Here is a 19,161-nt window from a genome sequence, read left to right on the forward strand (position 1 = left end):
GGCGGTGGCAGCCCCCGCGCAAACCGCCTAGACTGCGCGCTCGCCTTGCCCCATTCATTTTTGGAGATCACCGATGCTGAGCGACGACCACCGACAGGATGCCGAGGCCCTGGTGCCCGGCCGCACCACCGACGCCGGCCCCTCGCGCCGCCTGGCCCTGCAGACGGCCCTGGGCCTGGGCTATGCCGCCGCGGCCACACCGCTGATGGCGCAGACGGCCATCGCCACCCCGGCCGACGGCCTGACGGCGGGCGAGATCAGCTTCCCCGTGGGCGACTTCAAGGTGCCCGCCTACCGTGCCGCGCCGGCCGGCAAGACCGGCCTGCCCGTGGTGCTGGTGATCCAGGAGATCTTCGGCGTGCACGAATACATCGCCGACACCTGCCGCCGCTTCGCCAAGGCCGGCTACCTGGCCATTGCCCCGCAGCTCTACGCGCGCCAGGGCGACCCCTCCAAGTACACCGAAGCCGCCAAGATCACGGCCGAAATCGTCTCCAAGGTGCCCGATGCGCAGGTCATGGCCGACCTGGACGCCGCCGTGGCCTGGGCCACCGCCAATGGCGGCGACGGCGCGCGCGTGGGCATCACCGGCTTTTGCTGGGGTGGCCGCATCACCTGGCTGTATGCGGCGCACGGCCCGGTCAAGGCCGGCGTGGCCTGGTATGGCCGCCTGGTGGGCCAGCAGAGCGACCTCACGCCCAAGCACCCCGTGGACATCGCGCCCATCCTCAAGGCGCCGGTGCTCGGCCTGTACGGTGAAAAAGACACCGGCATCCCCCTTGACACGGTTGATAAGATGAAAACAGCCCTGGCCGGTGGCACCGCCGCCGGCAAGGCCTCGGAATTTGTGGTGTACCCCGACGCGCCCCACGCCTTCCACGCCGACTACCGCCCCAGCTATCGCAAGGAAGCGGCCGAAGACGGCTGGAAGCGGGCGCTGGCCTGGTTCAAGACGCACGGCGTCGTCTGACCGGTCCGCTCTCCTACAATCAGCCGCCCCTGCATCCAGGGGGCGGCTTTTTTTTAGAGCCCATGGTGCCACCCGATTGACATAAGAATCAATCCATAACGCTCAATGGACGGGCACATACAGCTATGACTCTGATAGCAATCATCCTCGCCACCCTGGCGGCCGGCATCGGCAGCGTGTGGCTGGCCGCGCTGCTGATGCGCCTGGGGCTCGGCGGCCGCAGCGACAGCGTGGGGCCCCAGCACCTCCTGAGCCTGGCGGCCGGCGCGCTGCTGGCCACGGCCTTCATGCACCTCTTGCCCGAGGCCTTCGAGAGCCAGGCGGGCGCGCACGACCTGTTCGCCACGCTGCTGATCGGCGTGGTGTTCTTCTTCCTGCTGGACAAGGCCGAGCTCTGGCACCACGGCCATGAGCACAGCCATGCAGCGCCCGCCACAGGGCACGACCACGGCCACGACCATGACCATGCGGGCCATGACCACGGGCATGGCCACCACCACCATCACCATGGCGCCCCGCGCGCCGGCGGCTGGGCCGTGCTCACGGGCGACAGCGTGCACTGCTTTGGTGACGGCATCCTGATCGCCTCGGCTTTCATGGCCGACATCCGTCTGGGCATGATCGCGGCCGTCTCGGTGCTCGCGCACGAGGTGCCGCACCACATGGGCGACCTGGTGGTGCTGCGCCAGACCAGCCCGAACCGGCGCATGGCCCTGGTCAAGGTGTCGCTGGCAGGCGCCGTCACGGCCCTGGGCGGCATCGTGGGCTACTTCCTCGTGGGGCAGCTGCAGGACCTGCTGCCGTACTTCCTGGCGGTGGCATCGAGCAGTTTTGTCTACGTGGCCCTGGCCGACCTGATTCCCCAACTGCAAAAACGCCTGTCCGCGCGCGAGACCGTGGCCCAGGTCGCCTGGCTGATCGCGGGCATGGTGATCGTCACCTTGGTCAGCGGCGCGGCCCATGGGCATTAGAGTGGCACCCCCTGAGGCGCTTCGCGCCTTTCCCCTCTCTCTCCTCGCTGCGCGAGTCGGGAGGGGGACGCTCCCAGCGCGGCGGGGCGGCCCTTGCGCGGGAGCACTGGCCTAAGCCATGGCAATTCAACGGCTGCCAACGGTGGCTCGCGAAGAGCTGAAAGACAAGAATCGATGACTACTACGATCTACCACAACCCCCGCTGCGGCACCTCGCGCAACACCCTGGCCCTGCTGCAGGAGCGCGGCGTGCAGCCCGAGGTCGTCGAATACCTCAAGACCCCGCTGGACCGGGCTGCGCTGCGGGCGCTGATCGGCGCCATGGGCGTGCCGGTCATGGACGTGGTGCGCGCCAAGGAGGCGGCGTTTGCCGAGCTCCAGCTGGGCGAGCCAGGGGTGAGCGATGAGCAGCTCATCGACGCCATGGTGGCCCACCCCATCCTCATGAACCGGCCCATCGTGGTCACGCCGCTGGGCGCCCGGCTGTGCCGGCCCGCGGAGACGGTGCTGGAGATCCTGCCTCCACAGCCCTGAGGGCGGGAAGGACAGGTCAGCGCGCCAGCTCTTCGCGCACGGCCGCCACCTGGCGGCGCGAGACGGTGAGCAGCTCCGTCATGCCCTGCAGGCGCACGGCCCAGCCATCGCCTTCCTCCGGGTCGTAGTGCTTTTCGAGCGCGCGCACGGCGCGCCGCGCCACCAGCGCATTGCGGTGGATGCGCAGAAAGCGCGTGGGGTAGCGCGCCTCCAGCTCGCTCAGGGCCCCGTCCATGATGTAGCTGCGCGTGGCGGTGCGCACTGTCACGTACTTCTGCTCCGCCTTGAAATACAACACCTCGGCCAGGGGCAGGCGCTCGGTGCGGCCCCGGTCCTGGATCACCAGGGCCTCGCCATCGGCGGCCGAAGGGGCGGCCGGGGTGTGCGTGGGGCGGGCGGAGCGCTGCACCTTGGCCAGGGCCTGCTGCAGGCGCTCGCGCCGCACGGGCTTGGTGAGGTAGTCCACGGCATCGAGTTCGAAGGCATTCACCGCATGGTCGGCATGGGCCGTCACGAAGACCACGGCCGGCGGGCGCGCCAGGGCCTGCAGCGCATGCGCCAGGCCCAGGCCGTCCTGGCCGGGCATGTGGATATCGAGCAGCACCAGGTCGAAGGCGCTGCCCCCGGTGGGGCCGAGCAGGGCCATGGCTTCGCCGGCATTGCCGGCCTCGGACACGGTGGTGTGCAGGGTCTCGGCGCAGTCGCCCAGCAGGGTGCGCAGGCGGCTGCGGGCCAGGGCTTCGTCGTCAACGATCAGGATGTTCATGGCGCGGCATTGCGGGTGGGGGCAGAAGGGGGAGGCGACGCGGCCGGTGGGGCCGGGCGGCCAGGGCGGCGGGGGCGGCTGGGCACGCGGGCCGGCCGGTCCTGCACGGGCAGGGTGATGCGCACCTGGTAGAGGCCGTCGAGCACCCCGGCCGTGAATTCGCCCTGCACATCGTGCAGCAGGGCCAGGCGTGCGCGCACGTTGCCCAGGGCGATGCCATGGCCGCGCGGCACGTCGTGGTAGCGGATGTCGCTGGCCGGCAAGGTGTTGGTGATGCGCACCACCACGCGGTTGCCGCGCAGCTCGGTCATCACCTTGAGCTTGCCGCCGCGCGGGCTGGGCTCCACGCCATGCTTGACGGCGTTCTCCACCAGCGGCTGCAGCAGCAGGGGCGGCAGGCGGGCGCTGTCGGTGCGCGGGTCCAGGCTCCACTGCACCTGCAGGCGCTTGCCGAAGCGCACCTCCTCGATGCCCAGGTAGCGGCGCGCGAGGGTGATCTCCTCGCCCAGGGTGGTCGATTCGCCCTGCTCGACCAGCGCCACGCGGAACAGGTCGCTCAGGTCTTCGAGCAGCGACTCGGCCTTGGCCGGCTCCTTGCGCACCAGCGCGATCGCGCTGTTGAGCGTGTTGAACAGAAAGTGCGGGCGGATGCGCGACTGCAGCTCGGTCAGCCGTGCCGTGGTGGCGGCCGGCGTGCGCCCGCGCGCGCGCAGCACCAGGGCCGCGACCAGCAGGGCCGCGAGCAGGGCGCCGCTGGCCGCGCTGGCCAGCCAGGGCGAGCGCTCGGCCACGCCGGCCAGCGTCAGCATGGCACAGGCATACAGGCCCGCCAGGGCGCCCAGGGTCACCCCGGCCGCATACTGCTGGCCCGTGCCCAGGCCTTGCAGCACGGTCTTCAGGCTGCAGGCCGTGATCAGCCAGGCCAGCGTGGCCGGCAGGGCGCCGCCCGTCACCAGGGCCATGCTGGCCAGCCACTCGGCGGGATTGCGGGCGCCGAACAGGGTGCCCACACCCACCACCACCTCGACGAACAGCACCGCCCGCAGCACCACGCCGACCTGGCAGGCGTCGAACACCAGGGCCCTGCCGGCAGCCGGCGCGCCACCGCGCGAAGGGCCTCTGGACGGGGCCGATTCGGCCTCGGGAGGCTGGGTCGATAAAATTTGCGTGTTTTGCATTGCGGCATCCGGATGTTCCGGGTGTCAGAACTACCGGATTATTGCCCTCCCATGTCCAACAGCCAAGCCAATAGCGCACCGTCCGCGCCTTCCCACAACCAGCTCGACACCAAGGCCCAGGCCTGGTCGGCGCTCTTCTCCGAGCCCATGAGCGACCTGGTCAAGCGCTACACCTCCAGCGTGTTCTTCGACAAGCGCCTGTGGCAGGCCGACATCGCCGGCAGCCTGGCCCATGCCGAGATGCTGGCGGCCCAGGGCATCATCAGCGCCAGCGACCATGCCGACATCCAGCGCGGCATGGCGCAGATCACGTCGGAGATCGAGTCCGGCGGCTTCGAGTGGAAGCTCGACCTGGAAGACGTGCACCTGAACATCGAGGCGCGCCTGACCCAGCTCGTGGGCGATGCCGGCAAGCGCCTGCACACCGGCCGCAGCCGCAACGACCAGGTCGCCACCGACGTGCGCCTGTGGCTGCGCAGCGAGATCGACCTGATCGCCGACCTGCTCAAGGAGCTGCAGGTGTCGCTGGTGGATGTGGCCGAGCAGAACGTCGAAGTCATCCTGCCGGGCTTCACCCACCTGCAGGTGGCCCAGCCTGTGAGCTTTGGCCACCACATGCTGGCCTATGTGGAGATGTTCGCGCGCGACGCCGAGCGCATGGCCGACGTGCGCCGCCGCGTCAATGTGCTGCCCCTGGGCTCGGCCGCGCTGGCCGGCACCACCTACCCGCTGGACCGCGAGCGCGTGGCCCGCAGCCTGGGCATGGACGGCGTGTGCCAGAACAGCCTGGACGCCGTGAGCGACCGCGACTTCGCCATCGAATTCACCGCCGCCGCCAGCCTGTGCATGGTGCACGTGAGCCGCCTGAGCGAAGAGCTCATCATCTGGATGAGCCAGAACTTCGGCTTCATCCGCATCGCCGACCGCTTCACCACCGGCAGCTCCATCATGCCGCAGAAGAAGAACCCCGACGTGCCCGAGCTGGCGCGCGGCAAGACCGGCCGCGTGGTCGGCCACCTGATGGGCCTGATCACGCTGATGAAGGGCCAGCCCCTGGCCTACAACAAGGACAACCAGGAAGACAAGGAGCCGCTGTTCGACACCGTGGACACGCTCAAGGACACGCTGCGCATCTTCGCCGAGATGGTGGGCGGCCAGCTGAACCCCGCCACGGGCCAGAAGGAAGGCGGCATCACCGTCAACGCGCCGGCCATGGAGCAGGCCGCGCTCAAGGGCTACGCCACCGCCACCGACCTGGCCGACTACCTGGTCAAGAAGGGCCTGCCCTTCCGCGATGCGCACGAAACCGTGGCCCATGCGGTCAAGGCCGCCGTCTCGCACCAGGTGGACCTGTCGGAGCTGCCCCTGGCCGTGCTGCAGGGCTTCCACCCGCAGATCGAGAAGGACGTGTTCGACGCGCTGAGCCTGCGCGGCTCGCTCAATGCGCGCAACACCCTGGGCGGCACGGCGCCGGCCCAGGTGCGTGCCCAGCTGGCACGCCACCGCGCGCGCCTGGGCTGAGCCCCGGCTGGGCCTGCTTCTTGCATGATGAGGGTGCCGCCCACCGGCGGCGCATGACAGCGCAGCGGCGTGCGGCTACGATCCTCGCCTGTTGCATCTGATTACCTGTTGGAGCCCTCGCATGACCTCGCCCCGCCGCCGCCTTTTCGTGAACACCCTGCGCACCGGTGCGCTGCTGCTGGGCCTTGCGGCCGTGGGCCTGGCGTCGGCCCAGCCCAAGCCGATCCGGCTGCTGGTGGGCTTTCCCGCCGGTGGCGGTACCGATGCCATCGCCCGCACCCTGGCCGACAAGCTCAAGGACGAGCTCGGTACCTCGGTGGTGGTGGAGAACAAGCCTGGCGCCGGGGGCCAGATCGCGGCCCAGACGCTCAAGGCCGGCCCGGCCGATGGCACGGTGTTGTTTCTCACCCACGACCACACCATCTCCATCCTGCCCCAGGTCGTGAAGAACCCGGGCTACGAGCCCGCGCGCGACTTCATTCCCGTGGTCGGCCTCGCGACCTTCGTGAACGCCTTCGCGGTCTCGGGCGGCACGCCCGCCAAGTCGTTCAACGAGTACGTCAGCTGGGTCAAGTCGGCCGGCGGCGGCAAGGGCGCCGTGGGCATCCCGGCACCGGCATCCACGCCCGAATTCCTCGTGAAGCTGGTGGGCGGCAAGTTCGGCATCGACCTGGTGTCGGCCCCCTACCGCGGCAGCGCGCCCATGATGGCCGACATGCTGGGCAACCAGATCGGCGCCGGCGTGGCCTCCATTCCCGACTTCATCGAGAACCACAAGGCCGGCAAGGTGCGCGTGGTGGCCGTGCTGGGCAAGAACCGCCAGGCCGCCATGCCCGACGTGCCCACCTTCGACGAGCTGGGCCTCAAAGGCTTCGAGGACCTGCCCTACTACGGCATCTACGCCCCCACCGGCACGCCGCAGAAGTTCGTGACCGACTTTTCCAACGCCGTGGCCAAGGTCATCGCCATGCCCGAGGTGCGTGACCACCTCACCGCCATGGGCCTGACCGTGGGCCACATGCCGCCTGCGCAGTTCGCTGCGCGCGAGAAGGCCTACACCGCGGCCTGGACCAAGATCATCAAGGACACGGGCTTCGTCGCCCAGTAACCCTTCCCCTGCCGCCGGCCCCGGCCGGCGGCGGCCCCTCGCCATGCCCACCACCCGCTTGCCAACGCACTGGCAGCAGTCGCGACACCTGCCCTTGCTGGTGGGGCTGTGCACTGCTGCGCTGGCCATGCTGCTGGCCTGGGTGGTGATCGACATCTCGCACACCAAGGCGCGCACCGAGATCGTGGCCCGCGCGCAGTCCCATCTGCTCGAAATCCGCGACCGGCTGGACCGCCAGTTGCAGAGCACGCTGTCGGTGCCCGAAACCGTGGCGGCCTTCGTGGCCGCGCAGGGCCATATGCCGCCCGAGATCTTCGCCTCGGTGGTGGGGCGGCTGCTGGAGAGCCAGCGCAACATCCGCAACCTGGCGCTGGCGCCGGACAACGTGATCACCGACATCTACCCGCGCCTGGGCAACGAGAAGGCCCTGGGCCTGCGCTACCTCGACAACCCGCAGCAGCGGGGTGCGGTGGAGCGTGCCATCCAGACCCGGCGCACCGTGGTGGCCGGCCCCATCCAGCTGGTGCAGGGCGGGCTGGGCATCGTGAGCCGCACGCCGGTGTTCCTGGTGGGCGTGCCGGGCGCGGCCGTGGTGGCCGAGCCGCGCTACTGGGGCATCGTCTCGCTGGCGGTGAATGCCGACACCTTGTTCGCCGACGTGGGGCTCAACACCGAGCAGGCGGGCTTCCAGGTGGCCGCGCGCGGCCTCGATGCCCTGGGCGCCCAGGGGGCCGTGTTCGTGGGCCGGGCCAGCCTGTTCGATGAGAAGCCGGTCACGCTCGACGTGCCCCTGCCCGGAGGCGGCAGCTGGATCCTGGGCGCCGTGCCCGTGGGCGGCTGGAAGGCTGCGGGCAGTGCGCCGGCGCTGGTGGTCATGCTGTCCTATGTGTTTGCGTTGCTGCTGGGGCTGCTCAGCGCCTGGCTGGTGCGGGCGCACCAGCAGGTGCTGGCCCTGGCCAGCCACGACCGGCTCACCGGCCTGCCCAACCGCCGCCTGTTCGAGGACCGGCTGTCCCAGGCCGTGCTGGCTGCCCACCGCGACCGCCGAGCGGGCGCGCTGCTGCTGGTGGACCTCGATGGTTTCAAGGCCGTCAACGACAGCATGGGCCACGGCAGCGGCGACCAGGTGCTGGTGCGCGTGGGCCAGCGCCTGGCGGGCCTGGCCCGCGCCAACGACACCGCGGCACGGCTGGGGGGCGACGAGTTCGCGCTGGTGTTGAATGCGGTGAGCTCGCCGCAGGCCGCGATGGAGGTGGCGCAGCGCATCATCCAGGACATGGTGGCGCCCATCGGCCTGGACAATGGCGAGCATGTGCGCGTCGGTGTCAGCATCGGCGTGGCGGTGTTCCAGGGCGATGCGGCCGAGGCCCTGCCAGCCCTGATCGACCGGGCCGACCAGGCGCTGTATGCAAGCAAGCGCGCGGGCAAGGGCCAGGCCACGCTGGCCGCGCCGGCCGAACTGCACACCTACGCAACCCAGCCGATGAACGGCCCCACGTCGCGCTGAAACCATCTGCCCGGATGGCCTGCGCAGTGCGCGGGGCTGGCTTGGCAGGGCGCAGCCGCCGAAGGTGTAACACATCGGGCGGCTGCGGTGAAATTGCCGACAATGGCCCCATCTGGCAATGATGTGCCACTTCCTGGAAGCCCTGCCATGAAGCGATTTCCCCGCCTTTCCCGGCTCGCCCGGCGCCTTGCGCTGTCGGGGGTGCTGGTGTCGAGCACGGCCGCGGTGCACCCTGCGCCCGTAGGGGGGCCGGGCTCTGCGCCCGGGTCCAAGACGGCGCAGTCGTCGTCTTCTGCCTCCCACTACGCGCGCTGGCAGGCCAGCATGGATGCGTTTGCCGCCGCCGACAAGGCGCAGGCGCCAGCCGAGAACGGCGTGCTCTTCGTGGGCAGCTCCACCATCCGCTTCTGGACGCAGTTGCCGCAGGACTTTCGCGACGTGCCGGTGCTCATCAACCGCGGCTTCGGCGGCTCCACCATGGCCGACTGCCAGTACTTCGTGAAGCAACTGGTGCTGCAGTACCGGCCGCGCCAGGTGTTCGTCTACGCGGGCGACAACGACCTGGCCGAGGGGCGCACGCCGCAGCAGGTGCTCGAAAGCTTCGAGGGTTTCGTCGCTGCCGTGCGGGCCGAGTTGCCGGGCACACGCATCGCCTACATCTCCATCAAGCCCAGCCCCCTGCGCGCCGAGCTGATGCCCCGGGCGCGCGAGGCCAATGCCCTGCTGGCGGAGTATGTGCGCACCTTGCCCAACAGCGACTACATCGACATCTTCACGCCCATGCTGGGCATGGATGGCGCCCCGCGCGCCGAACTGTTCGGGCCGGACCGGCTGCACCTGAGCGATGCTGGCTACCGGCTGTGGCGCTCGGTGATCGCCGACTATGTGGGGCGCGGCCTGCCCGCCACCCTGCAGGCCGGTTCGGGCAGGGCGGTGCAGCCGGGCGCCGAGCCCGCTGCGGCGCAGGTCAGCGCCGGGCGCTGAGGCGCAAGTCAGCGCCGGGCGCTGAGGGTCAGTCGGCGCTTGCCCGGGCCGGTTTGCGGGCTTGAGGGGGCCTGCGCCTTGGGCGGTGCGGGCGCATACATCGGGGGCCGCTTCTGGCCCGGCGCCAGCACGGCAGGGGGCGTCGTGTCTTCCGGGTGGTGCCGTTCCAGCCACAGGGTCGCTCGCGCCACCGCATAGAGAACGCCAAAGGAGGCGGCGAGCAGGGCGATGTCCTGCACCCAGGGCCGGTCGTACTTCGCGCCCAGGCCAACCAGCACCACCAGCACCAGCACCAGGTGGGCGCAGAACACGGGCAGCGAGGCCGAGCCCAGTGTCTCCAGCCAGCGCTGGCGCGGCATGCGGGCGGCCAGCCGCGGGCCGTAGTGGATGGCGAGCACCACCAGGGCGAACAGGTTGAGCATGCGCAGGGGCCCCAGGGCCCACTTGTCGAACCAGGGGTTGAAGGCAGCGTACGGCCCATCGGGATGGAAAGGGATCTGCCCGACCAGGTGGCGCCAGCCCATCAGGAAGAGCGCCAGTGCAATGGCCAGCAGCACGGACCAGCGCGGGAAGGCGAACGCCGGCGCATTCGGGTCGTTGCGCGTGGCACCCATCCACAGCCCCAGCATCCACAGGAACTGCCAGCTCCACATCACGAAGGCGCCGGTTTCGTTGAACGGCACGGGCAAGGGCACGATGGCGTGGGCCGCGTCGTAGACCGCCCGGGACAGCCCGAACTGCGCGAGCAGCCACACCAGGCCGCTCACGGCCATCACCGGCCGCCAGCCCCAGACGAAGGCGATGACCATCACCCAGGGGCTGGCCAGCATGAACAGCACGTACAGCGGCAGGATGTCGAGCAGCGGCGGCTCGTAGAGCAGCAGCAGGCCGCCAGCCAGGGCCGTGAAAGGCTGCTTGACGTAGAAGTTCAGCAGGTCCACCACGGCCGGCTGTTCGATGCGGATGCCGATGAAGGCGATCACCGTGAACAGGAAGAGCAGCAGCGCCGCATGGCAGGCGTAGATCTTGAGGGCGCGGCGCCAGAAGGCATGGTGCATCTCGGCCACGCTCTTGCGCCAAGCCACGCGGCCGTACACCATGCCCGCCATGTAGGCCGAGAGCAGCACAAAGCCCTCGGCCGCCGAGACGTAGCCGAAGGGCTGGCCCAGCGGCGAGGTCAGCCGCGTGGGCAGGTGCGTGACCGTCATCAACAGCAGCATCAGCCCCCGGGCTGCATCGATCTCCCAACTGCGGGCGCTGGCGGGGGCAGGGGGCATGGCCGTCGTGCCTCAGGCGAGGGTGCGCACCTTGGGCTCTCTGTCCCACTGCCGCGTCTGCGCTGCGGCGATGAAGGCCTTGGTGTCCTTGGGGTCCAGCACCCCGGCATCGGGCTCCACGCCGCCCGCCTGCAGGATGGCCCGCGTGCCCTGGCAGGCGGCAATGGCCTTGAGGTGGCCGAAGGCATCGCGGAACCAGTCCACGGCGGCGGCCTCGCGCGCGAGCTTCTGCCCCATGGCCGGTGCCAGGATGGAGGCCACGGCATCGAACACCGTGGAGGGCGTGCCGGCCAGTTGCCCATCGGCCGGCAAGCGGCTGCCATCGTCGAGCACCACGCCGCCGACCTTGGGGGCCACGATCTTCACCGTGGCGCCGGCCTTCTCGACGGCCTTGCGCAAGGCCGCCACCGATTTGGCGCTGGAGCCATCGTCCACCAGCAGCCCAACGCATCGGCCCTGCAGCGTGGGCAGCATGCGGTCGATGATGCGCAGTGCAGGCGACAACGGCAGGTCCTGTGGTTTCACGGCCGCCGGCGGCTTGGGCGGCATGGCCTCCATGCCCAGGCCGTCCGCCACGCGCTGCGCCAGGGCCGAGTCCACATGCTGCAGGTGGCCCACCACGGCCGTGCGCACATGCTCCGTGGCCACCTTGGAGAGCTCGAACACCAGGGCCGAGGCAATGTGCGACTGCTCCAGCTCGCTCTGGCTGCGAAAGAACATGCGCGCCTGGCTGTAGTGGTCGGCAAAGCTCTCGGGCCGTACGCGGCCTTTGGCGCCTTCATCGGCTGGTTCGGCGAAATGTCGGAACCCTTGTGCCTGCGAGGCGCAGGGTGTATCGCCCTGCAGGCTGCTGGGCTCGTAGTTCACGCGGCCCTTGGGAATTCCCATCTGCATGTGGCCGTCGCGCTGCATGTTGTGGAAGGGGCATTGGGGGGCATTCACCGGGATCTGCGCGAAGTTGGGCCCGCCCAGGCGCGACAGCTGCGTATCGAGGTACGAGAACAGCCGGCCCTGCAGCAGCGGGTCGTTCGAGAAGTCGATGCCCGGCGGCACATTGGCCGGGCAGTAGGCCACCTGCTCGGTTTCGGCAAAGAAGTTGTCGGGCCAGCGGTCGAGCACCATGCGGCCGATGGTCCTGAGCGGCACCAGCTCTTCGGGGATGAGCTTGGTCGGGTCCAGGTGGTCGAAGGGGAACTTCGCCGCGTCGTCCTCGGTGAACAGCTGCACGGCGAAGTCCCACTCGGGGTAATTGCCTGCCTCGATGGCCTCGAACAGGTCGCGCCGGTGGAAGTCGTTGTCGGCCGCCTGCAGCTTCACGGCCTCGTCCCACACGGTGGACTGGATGCCCAGCCGGGGCCGCCAGTGGAACTTCACGAAGGTGCTCTGGCCCTTGGCGTTGATGAGCCGGAAGGAGTGCACGCCAAAGCCCTCCATGGTGCGCAGGCTGCGCGGGATGGTGCGGTCGCTCATGGCCCACATCACCATGTGCAGGGTTTCGGGCATCAGCGAGACGAAGTCCCAGAAGGTGTCGTGCGCGCTGCCGGCCTGCGGGTAGCCGCGGTCGGGCTCCATCTTCACGGCGTGCACGAGGTCGGGGAACTTCATCGCGTCCTGGATGAAGAACACCGGGATGTTGTTGCCCACGATGTCCCAGTTGCCTTCCTGCGTGTAGAGCTTCACGGCAAAACCGCGCACGTCGCGCGGCGTGTCCACCGAGCCGGCGCCGCCGGCCACGGTGGAAAAGCGCGTGAACACCGGCGTCTTCACGCCCACCTCGGTGAGCACGCGGGCCGTGGTGTATTTGGCCAGCGACTCGGTCAGCTCGAAATGGCCGTGCGCCGCCGTGCCGCGCGCATGCACGATGCGCTCGGGAATGCGCTCGTGGTCGAAGTGGGTGATCTTCTCGCGCAGGATGAAGTCTTCGAGCAGCGTGGGGCCGCGCGGCGTGCCGCGCAGCGAGTTCTGGTTGTCGGCGATCGGTATGCCCAGCTGGGTCGTCATGACCGGGTGGTCGCCGCCGGCTTGCTGTTGCAATTCGTCACCACTTCCGCGCTGCTCCGCGGCGGTTCGGGATGGGCGTGGCTTGGCCGCAGAAGGGCGGCTGGCGGGGGACTTGGCCATGGATGCTCCAGAGATGGGGGTGGGGTGGGGGCTCCTGGCATCTTTCAGCGGCCTGGGCCGCAGGCGGGTAGGACCATGGGCCGTTCTGCTGTCGGCGGCGCAAAATGCGCCGTGGGCGTGAACTGGTGCACGCAACGGACACGTAAGTGCTTGCAACGCAGGTCGGCTTGCCATGCCGTTTTGTTACGCTTGCAGGTTCCTTTGGAGGGGAGTCGTGTGAAAGCCAAGAACTGGATGTTTGCCGCCGGCCTGTCGCTGGCGACCCTGGGGGCCATGGAGTCGGCCCACGCCCTGCAGATCACGAGCCTGTCCCCCCAGGGCGAGGTGGCGCGCGTGCGCCAGGTGGTGGCCAAATTCGATGCGGCCGCCGTCAATTTCGGCGATCCCAAGGCGCCGCCGCCACTGACACTCAGCTGCAGCGATGCCGCCGCCACCAAGGGCAATGGCCGCTGGACCAGTGAGAAGGAATGGGTCTTCGACTTCGAGAACGACCTGCCGCCTGGCGTGCGCTGCACGGCCACGGCCAAGGCCGGGTTCAAGTCGGCATCGGGTACGGCGCTCACGGGCACCACCAGCTTCCAGTTCAACACCGGCGGGCCGTTCGTGCAGAACATGCGCCCCGGCACCTACCAGGAGATCGACGAAGAGCAGGTCTTCGTGCTGCAGCTCAACGGTCCGGCCACGCTGGACAGCATCAAGGCCAATACCTGGTGCGCGCTCGAGGGCGTGGGCGAGAAGGTGCCCGTGCGCCTGATCGAAGGCAGCCAGCGCGACGAGATCCTCAAGTCCCAGGGGCTGGACAAGCGGGCCGCCCAGCAGCCCCTGCAGTTCGCGACGTTGGCCTGCAACCGCCGCCTGACCTCGGGCTCGCGCATGCAGTTCGTCTTCGGCAAGGGCGTGGCCACGCCGAGCGGCGTGGCCAATGCGGTGGAAAAGCGCTTTGCCTACAAGGTGCGCGAGCCCTTCTCGGCCGAGTTCAATTGCGAACGCGAAAACGCCCAGGCCGCCTGCCTGCCCATCCGCCCGATGAGCCTGTCCTTCAACGCGCCGCTGGCGCGCAAGCTGGCGGCCGGCATCCGCCTGAAGTCGGGCAAGGAAACCATCAAGCCGCAGCTCGAAGGCGGTGCCGACGAGGACAAGAACCCTGACTCCGTGGTCACCAGCCTGCAGTTCGCGGCGCCCCTGGCCGAGAACACGCAGTTCACGATCGAGCTGCCCAAGGACTTCAAGGACGCCTCGGGCCGCACGCTTCGCAATGCAGACAGCTTCCCGCTCAAGGTGGCCACGGGTGGCCGGCCGCCGCTGGCCAAGTTTGCCGCAGCGCCCTTCGGCATCGTCGAGCGCTTCGCCGAAGGCCCCGAGGGCCCGGCGCTGCTCCCCGTGACGCTGCGCAATGTCGAGGCGGCCCTCAAGGTGCAGGGCCTGCAGGCGGGAACGGGCACGCCCGCGGCCCCCGCGGGCAAGGTGAGCACCCTGCGCCCGACCAGCGATTCGGACATCATCGCCTGGTTCCGCAAGGTCAAGCGCTACGACAACTACAACGTGGACCGCAAGGACGCGCGCCGCGACAGCAAGGTCCCACTGCCCAAGGTGCTCGACAACGAGCGCGACTATGTGCAGTCGCGCATGGTCTCGCTGCTCGGCGGGCAGAACGGCGTCAAGACGCTGGAGCTGCCCAAGCCCGCGAACAACGACCCGCGCCCCTTCGAGGTGGTGGGCATTCCGCTGGCGCCCGGCTTCCACGTGGTGGAAATCGCCTCGCAACTGCTCGGCGCCTCGCTGCTGGACGAGCGCCATGGCAATGCCCGCACCATGTACGTGCGCACTTCGGCCCTGGTGACCAACCTGGGCGTGCACTTCAAGCTCGGCCGCGAGAACGCGGCGGCCTGGGTGACCACGCTGGACAAGGGCCAGCCCGTGGCGAACGCCACGGTGCGCGTCTCTGACTGCAGCGGTCGCGAGCTGGCCACCGGCACCACCAACGCCCAGGGCGTGGCCAACCTCGAAGGCCTGTCGCCCGAGCCCGAGGCCTGCGGCGAGGAGGGCGAGCGCTCCTACTTCGTCAGCGCGCGCAGCAAGGGCGCCGACGGGGTGGAGGACATGGCCTTCACCTGGACCGACTGGCAGCGCGGCATCGAGCCCTGGCGCTTCAACGTGCCCACCAGCAGCGAGCCCAATCCCAACGAGCGTGCCCACACCATCTTCGACCGCACCCTGTTCCGTGCGGGCGAGACGGTGTCGATGAAGCACCTGCTGCGCACCGAGACGCGCAAGGGCTTCGACATTCCCGAGAGCCGGCCCACCACGCTGGTGATCACCCACACCGGCAGCGGGCAGCAGTACACCCAGCCCCTGGCCTGGCGTAGCACGGCCACGGGCGGCTTCAGCGCGCAGAGCAGCTTTGCCGTGCCGCCCGCGGCCAAGCTCGGCATGTACTCGGTGGAACTGCGCAATGCCGGCGACAGCGAGCGCAGTTTCAGCTCGGGCATGTTCCGCGTGGAGGAGTTCCGCCTGCCCGTGCTCGAAGGCCGCATCGCGCCCGCCGACAAGAAGGCCCTGGTGCGCGTGCGTTCCGTGCCCACCGACGTGCAGATCAACTATGTGGCCGGCGGCGGCGCGGCCAACCTGCCGGTGCGCGTGTCGGCCATGGTGCGCAGCAAGTCCCTGCAGTTCAACGATTTCGACGCCTTCAGCTTCAACCCGCCGCGCAAGCGTGGCCAGGGCGGCAGCGGCAACAGCGACGATGAAGAGGCCGCCTCCAGCCAGGACAGCCGCGTCATCGCCGACAAGCTGGCCGTGACCCTGGACCGCAATGGCGCGGGCAAGGTCACCATCGACAACGTGCCCCAGGTGCGCCAGCCCCAGGACCTGGTGATGGAAGCCACCTACGCAGATCCCAATGGCGAGGTGCAGACCCTGCGCAGCACCCTGACCGTGTGGCCTGCGGGCGTGGTGGCCGGCATCAAGACCGAGGGCTGGGTCTCGGCCCAGCAGAAGATCCGCTTCCAGGCGCTGGCGCTGCAGCACAACGGCTCCATTGCGGCCGACGTGCCCCTGCAGGTCAAGGCCGTGGCGCGCATCACCACCACCACGCGCAAGCGCATGGTGGGCGGCTTTTACAGCTACGACAACCAGACCGAGACCAAGGACCTGGGCACCGTGTGCAGCGGCAAGAGCGACAGCCGCGGCCTGCTGCTGTGCGAGTCCAAGCTCGACGAGGCCGGCGAGGTGGAACTCGTGGCCATTGCCAGTGACCGCGACGGCAACACCAGCGAGGCCGCGTCCTCGGTCTGGGTCACGCGCCAGGGCGAACTCTGGTTTGGCGGCGAGGACCACGACCGCATCGACCTGCTGCCCGAGAAGAAGAGCTACCAGCCGGGCGACACCGCCAAGTTCCAGGTGCGCATGCCCTTCCGCTTCGCCACCGCCCTGGTGGCGGTGGAGCGCGAAGGCATCATCGACACGCGTGTGGTGCAGCTCAACGGCCAGGACCCGACCATCGAGCTCAAGATCGAGGACGGCTGGGGCCCCAACGTCTACGTGAGCGTACTGGCCCTGCGCGGCCGCCTGCGCGACGTGCCCTGGTACAGCTTCTTCACCTGGGGCTTCAAGTCGCCGCGCGAGTGGTGGAACTCGTTCTGGTACGAGGGCAAGGAATACCAGGCCCCCACGGCCCTGGTCGACCTGTCCAAGCCCGCCTTCCGCCTGGGCCTGGCCGAGATCCGCGTGGGCACCAAGGCCCACCAGATCGACGTGAAGGTCGTGGCCGACAAGGAAAGCTATGCCGTGCGCGGCAAGGCGCAGGTCACCATCACCGCCACCCTGCCCAATGGCAAACCCGCGGCCAATGCCGAGGTGGCCCTGGCCGCCGTGGACCAGGCCCTCCTGGAGCTGATGCCCAACACCAGCTGGAACCTGCTCGAATCCATGCTGCAGCGGCGCAGCTGGGGCGTGCAGACCTCCACCGCGCAGATGGAGATCATCGGCCGGCGCCACTACGGCAAGAAGGCCGTGCCCGCGGGCGGCGGCGGCGGCCGTGCGCAGACGCGCGAGCTGCTCGAGACCCTGCTCTTGTGGGAGCCCGCGCTCAAGCTCGACGCCAATGGCCAGGCCAAGGTGACGGTGCCGCTCAACGACGCGCTCACCACCTTCAAGATCGTGGCCGTGGCCGATGCCTCGGTGGGCCTGTTCGGCACCGGCAGCACCAGCATCCGCGCCACGCAGGACCTGCAGATCATCAGCGGCCTGCCGCCGCTGGTGCGCGAGGACGACCAGTTCCGCGCCCAGCTCACGCTGCGCAACACCACCAAGGCGGCCATGAAGGTCGAAGTGGCACCGCGCGCCACGCTGCTCGACCTCAAGCCCCAGACCATCGACATCCCCGCGGGCGAGTCGCGCGAGGTGGCCTGGAACGTGACGGCCCCGGCCCAGCTGGCGCAGACGCGTGCCGAGGCCATCCTCTGGGAGATCGAGGCCAAGGACACGGTGAGCGGCGCGCGCGATGCACTCAAGGCGCGCCAGCGCATCATCCCGGCGATTCCGCTCACGGTGCAGCAGGCCACACTGGTGCAGGTGGACGGTAGCTTCAACCTGGACGTGAACCCGCCGGCCGATGCGCTGCCCGGCCGCGGCGGCCTCAAGATGTCGCTGCAGCCCAAGCTGGCCGAAGGCCTGCCCGGTGTGCGCGACTGGTGGGCCAACTACCCCTTCATCTGCCTGGAGCAGAAGACCAGTAAGTCCGTGGGCCTGCGCGACGGCAAGCTCTGGCAGACCGTGCTGGCCCAACTGCCCACCTACCTGGACAGCGATGGCCTGGCCAACTACTTCCCGCCGCGCGACGGCGACGCCAACCGCGGCAGCGACACGCTCACGGCCTACCTGCTCGCGGCCACGCACGAAGCCAGCAGCATCGACCCGGCCTTCTCTCTGCCTGACGAAGCGCGCGCGCCCATGGAGCGCGGCCTCATCGCCTTCGTCGAGGGCCGCATCCAGCGCGAGTTCTGGAGCCCGCGCAAGGATCTGGACATGCGCAAGCTCGCCGCCATCGAGGCCCTGTCGCGCTACGGCAAGGCCCAGGGCCGCATGCTCAGCAGCATCACCGTGGCGCCCAACCAGTGGCCCACGCACTCGGTGATCGATTGGGTCAATGTGCTGCGCCGCGTGGCCGACGTGCCCGAGCGTGACAAGCGCCTGGCCGAGGCCATGCAGATCCTGCGCAGCCGCCTGTCCTTCCAGGGCACCAAGGCCATCTTCAGCACCGAGCAGGACGACTACTGGTGGTGGCTGATGCAGAACGGCGACGTGAACACAGCGCGCCTGATGCTGGCCGTGATGGACGACCCCAGCTGGAAGGACGACATGGGTCGCCTGGCCAACGGCTTCATCAGCCGCCAGCAGGCCGGCGCATGGCACACCACCACGGCCAACCTCTGGGGCGGCCTGGCGCTGGAGAAGTTCTCGGCCAAGTTCGAGGCCACACCAGTCGCGGGCAGCACCAAGGCCACCATGGGCGCCAATAGCGCCAGCGTGGACTGGAGCAAGGTCGAGCGCATCAAGACCAGCGATGCCACGGGCGCAGCGCACCAGACCACCTGGTTCGGCGCCCCGGCCGCACCGGGCAACCTGCGCAACAGCGGCATGTTCCTGCCCTGGGCGGCTGCGGGCGGCAAGGAGAACCTGTCCGTGGCCCACCAGGGCACGGGCAAGCCCTGGCTCACGCTGCAATCGGTGGCTGCCATCCAGCTGAAAGCGCCGTTCGCGGCCGGCTATGCCATCAAGAAGACCATCACCCCCGTGGAGCAGGCCAACAAGTCGCTGCCCGCAGGCCAGTACACGCGCGGTGACGTGCTGCGCGTGACGCTGGAGGTCAACGCCAGTGCCGACATGACCTGGGTCGCCATCACCGACCCGGTGCCCGGCGGCGCCACCATCCTGGGCAGCGGCCTGGGCCGCGACTCCGAGATCGCCACCCAGGGCGAGAAGCGCAGCGGCAGCGGCTGGCCGGCGTTCGAGGAGCGCAGCTTCGAGTCCTTCCGCAGCTACTACCACTACCTGCCCAAGGGCACGGTGAAGATGGAGTACACCGTGCGCCTGAACAACGTGGGCGACTTCGCGCTGCCGCCGAGCCGCGTGGAGGCCATGTACGCGCCCGAGATGTTCGGCGAGATCCCCAACGCCCGCATCAAGGTCGAGGCCGCCAAGTGACAGCGCGCACCGCAGTGAGC

General features: G+C 69.4%; 12 protein-coding genes. 8 read left to right on the forward strand and 4 right to left on the reverse strand.

What is annotated here, in order from left to right; all coding sequences use genetic code 11:
• The first annotated feature begins 73 nt into the window (after positions 1-73).
• The 3 genes from HNP48_RS14280 to arsC all read left to right on the forward strand — a co-directional run bounded on the left by HNP48_RS14280 (position 74) and on the right by arsC (position 2,475).
• Positions 74-970 (forward strand): dienelactone hydrolase family protein, encoded by an 897-nt coding sequence (locus HNP48_RS14280; protein ID WP_184857977.1) that lies wholly within the window; start codon positions 74-76, stop codon positions 968-970.
• Positions 971-1,095: 125 nt separating this feature from the next.
• Entirely contained in the window at positions 1,096-1,941 is an 846-nt protein-coding gene (locus HNP48_RS14285) for a ZIP family metal transporter (RefSeq protein ID WP_184857979.1), read from the forward strand.
• A 174-nt stretch (positions 1,942-2,115) separates the two neighbouring features.
• The gene (gene arsC, locus HNP48_RS14290; RefSeq protein WP_184857981.1) at positions 2,116-2,475 is read left to right on the forward strand and encodes an arsenate reductase (glutaredoxin); all 360 of its coding nucleotides are present in this window, start codon (positions 2,116-2,118) and stop codon (positions 2,473-2,475) included.
• A 16-nt stretch (positions 2,476-2,491) separates the two neighbouring features.
• On the opposite strand, the gene HNP48_RS14295 is transcribed toward arsC, so the two are convergent.
• Both HNP48_RS14295 and HNP48_RS14300 read right to left on the reverse strand, forming a co-directional pair.
• A complete protein-coding gene (locus tag HNP48_RS14295; RefSeq protein ID WP_184857983.1) occupies positions 2,492-3,241 on the reverse strand; it encodes a LytTR family DNA-binding domain-containing protein in 750 nt (249 codons plus the stop codon).
• Positions 3,238-4,419 carry a sensor histidine kinase gene (locus HNP48_RS14300; protein WP_184857985.1) on the reverse strand — a complete coding sequence of 394 codons (1,182 nt, stop codon included), beginning with the start codon at positions 4,417-4,419 and terminating at the stop codon, positions 3,238-3,240. Before HNP48_RS14300 ends, HNP48_RS14295 begins: the two co-directional genes overlap by 4 nt.
• Positions 4,420-4,470: 51 nt before the next feature.
• Between HNP48_RS14300 and argH the strand changes: the two genes are divergently transcribed.
• The 4 genes from argH (at position 4,471) to HNP48_RS14320 (ending at position 9,539) form a co-directional block, all read left to right on the forward strand.
• Positions 4,471-5,940 (forward strand): argininosuccinate lyase, encoded by a 1,470-nt coding sequence (gene argH, locus HNP48_RS14305; protein WP_184857987.1) that lies wholly within the window; start codon positions 4,471-4,473, stop codon positions 5,938-5,940.
• 121 nt (positions 5,941-6,061) lie between these two features.
• A complete protein-coding gene (locus HNP48_RS14310) occupies positions 6,062-7,048 on the forward strand; it encodes a Bug family tripartite tricarboxylate transporter substrate binding protein (protein ID WP_184857989.1) in 987 nt (328 codons plus the stop codon).
• Between the two features lie 43 nt (positions 7,049-7,091).
• Positions 7,092-8,555: a diguanylate cyclase domain-containing protein gene (locus HNP48_RS14315; RefSeq protein ID WP_184857991.1), complete on the forward strand. Its 1,464-nt coding sequence runs from the start codon at positions 7,092-7,094 to the stop codon at positions 8,553-8,555.
• A gap of 147 nt (positions 8,556-8,702) precedes the next feature.
• Positions 8,703-9,539 carry an SGNH/GDSL hydrolase family protein gene (locus HNP48_RS14320; protein ID WP_260420235.1) on the forward strand — a complete coding sequence of 279 codons (837 nt, stop codon included), beginning with the start codon at positions 8,703-8,705 and terminating at the stop codon, positions 9,537-9,539.
• Between the two features lie 8 nt (positions 9,540-9,547).
• Here HNP48_RS14320 and opgC read toward each other — a convergent pair whose 3' ends face one another.
• Positions 9,548-10,816 carry an OpgC domain-containing protein gene (opgC, locus tag HNP48_RS14325; protein ID WP_184857993.1) on the reverse strand — a complete coding sequence of 423 codons (1,269 nt, stop codon included), beginning with the start codon at positions 10,814-10,816 and terminating at the stop codon, positions 9,548-9,550.
• 12 nt (positions 10,817-10,828) lie between these two features.
• A complete protein-coding gene (locus HNP48_RS14330; RefSeq protein WP_184857995.1) occupies positions 10,829-12,937 on the reverse strand; it encodes a catalase in 2,109 nt (702 codons plus the stop codon).
• Positions 12,938-13,171: 234 nt separating this feature from the next.
• Here HNP48_RS14330 and HNP48_RS14335 point away from each other — a divergent pair, with 234 nt between their 5' ends.
• Positions 13,172-19,141 (forward strand): MG2 domain-containing protein, encoded by a 5,970-nt coding sequence (locus tag HNP48_RS14335; RefSeq protein WP_184858599.1) that lies wholly within the window; start codon positions 13,172-13,174, stop codon positions 19,139-19,141.
• Positions 19,142-19,161: the final 20 nt, after the last annotated feature.

The sequence above is a fragment of the Acidovorax soli genome (genome assembly GCF_014207955.1).
GTDB classification, from domain to species: Bacteria; Pseudomonadota; Gammaproteobacteria; order Burkholderiales; family Burkholderiaceae_C; genus Acidovorax; species Acidovorax soli_A.

Bases quoted from the DNA above. Each gene is read 5' to 3' on its own strand.
- HNP48_RS14280 (WP_184857977.1), top strand. From the start codon at position 74: ATGCTGAGCGACGACCACCGACAGGATGCCGAGGCCCTGGTGCCCGGC.
- HNP48_RS14285 (WP_184857979.1), top strand. From the start codon at position 1,096: ATGACTCTGATAGCAATCATCCTCGCCACCCTGGCGGCCGGCATCGGC.
- arsC (WP_184857981.1), top strand. From the start codon at position 2,116: ATGACTACTACGATCTACCACAACCCCCGCTGCGGCACCTCGCGCAAC.
- HNP48_RS14295 (WP_184857983.1), bottom strand. From the start codon at position 3,241: ATGAACATCCTGATCGTTGACGACGAAGCCCTGGCCCGCAGCCGCCTG.
- HNP48_RS14300 (WP_184857985.1), bottom strand. From the start codon at position 4,419: ATGCAAAACACGCAAATTTTATCGACCCAGCCTCCCGAGGCCGAATCG.
- argH (WP_184857987.1), top strand. From the start codon at position 4,471: ATGTCCAACAGCCAAGCCAATAGCGCACCGTCCGCGCCTTCCCACAAC.
- HNP48_RS14310 (WP_184857989.1), top strand. From the start codon at position 6,062: ATGACCTCGCCCCGCCGCCGCCTTTTCGTGAACACCCTGCGCACCGGT.
- HNP48_RS14315 (WP_184857991.1), top strand. From the start codon at position 7,092: ATGCCCACCACCCGCTTGCCAACGCACTGGCAGCAGTCGCGACACCTG.
- HNP48_RS14320 (WP_260420235.1), top strand. From the start codon at position 8,703: ATGAAGCGATTTCCCCGCCTTTCCCGGCTCGCCCGGCGCCTTGCGCTG.
- opgC (WP_184857993.1), bottom strand. From the start codon at position 10,816: ATGCCCCCTGCCCCCGCCAGCGCCCGCAGTTGGGAGATCGATGCAGCC.
- HNP48_RS14330 (WP_184857995.1), bottom strand. From the start codon at position 12,937: ATGGCCAAGTCCCCCGCCAGCCGCCCTTCTGCGGCCAAGCCACGCCCA.
- HNP48_RS14335 (WP_184858599.1), top strand. From the start codon at position 13,172: ATGTTTGCCGCCGGCCTGTCGCTGGCGACCCTGGGGGCCATGGAGTCG.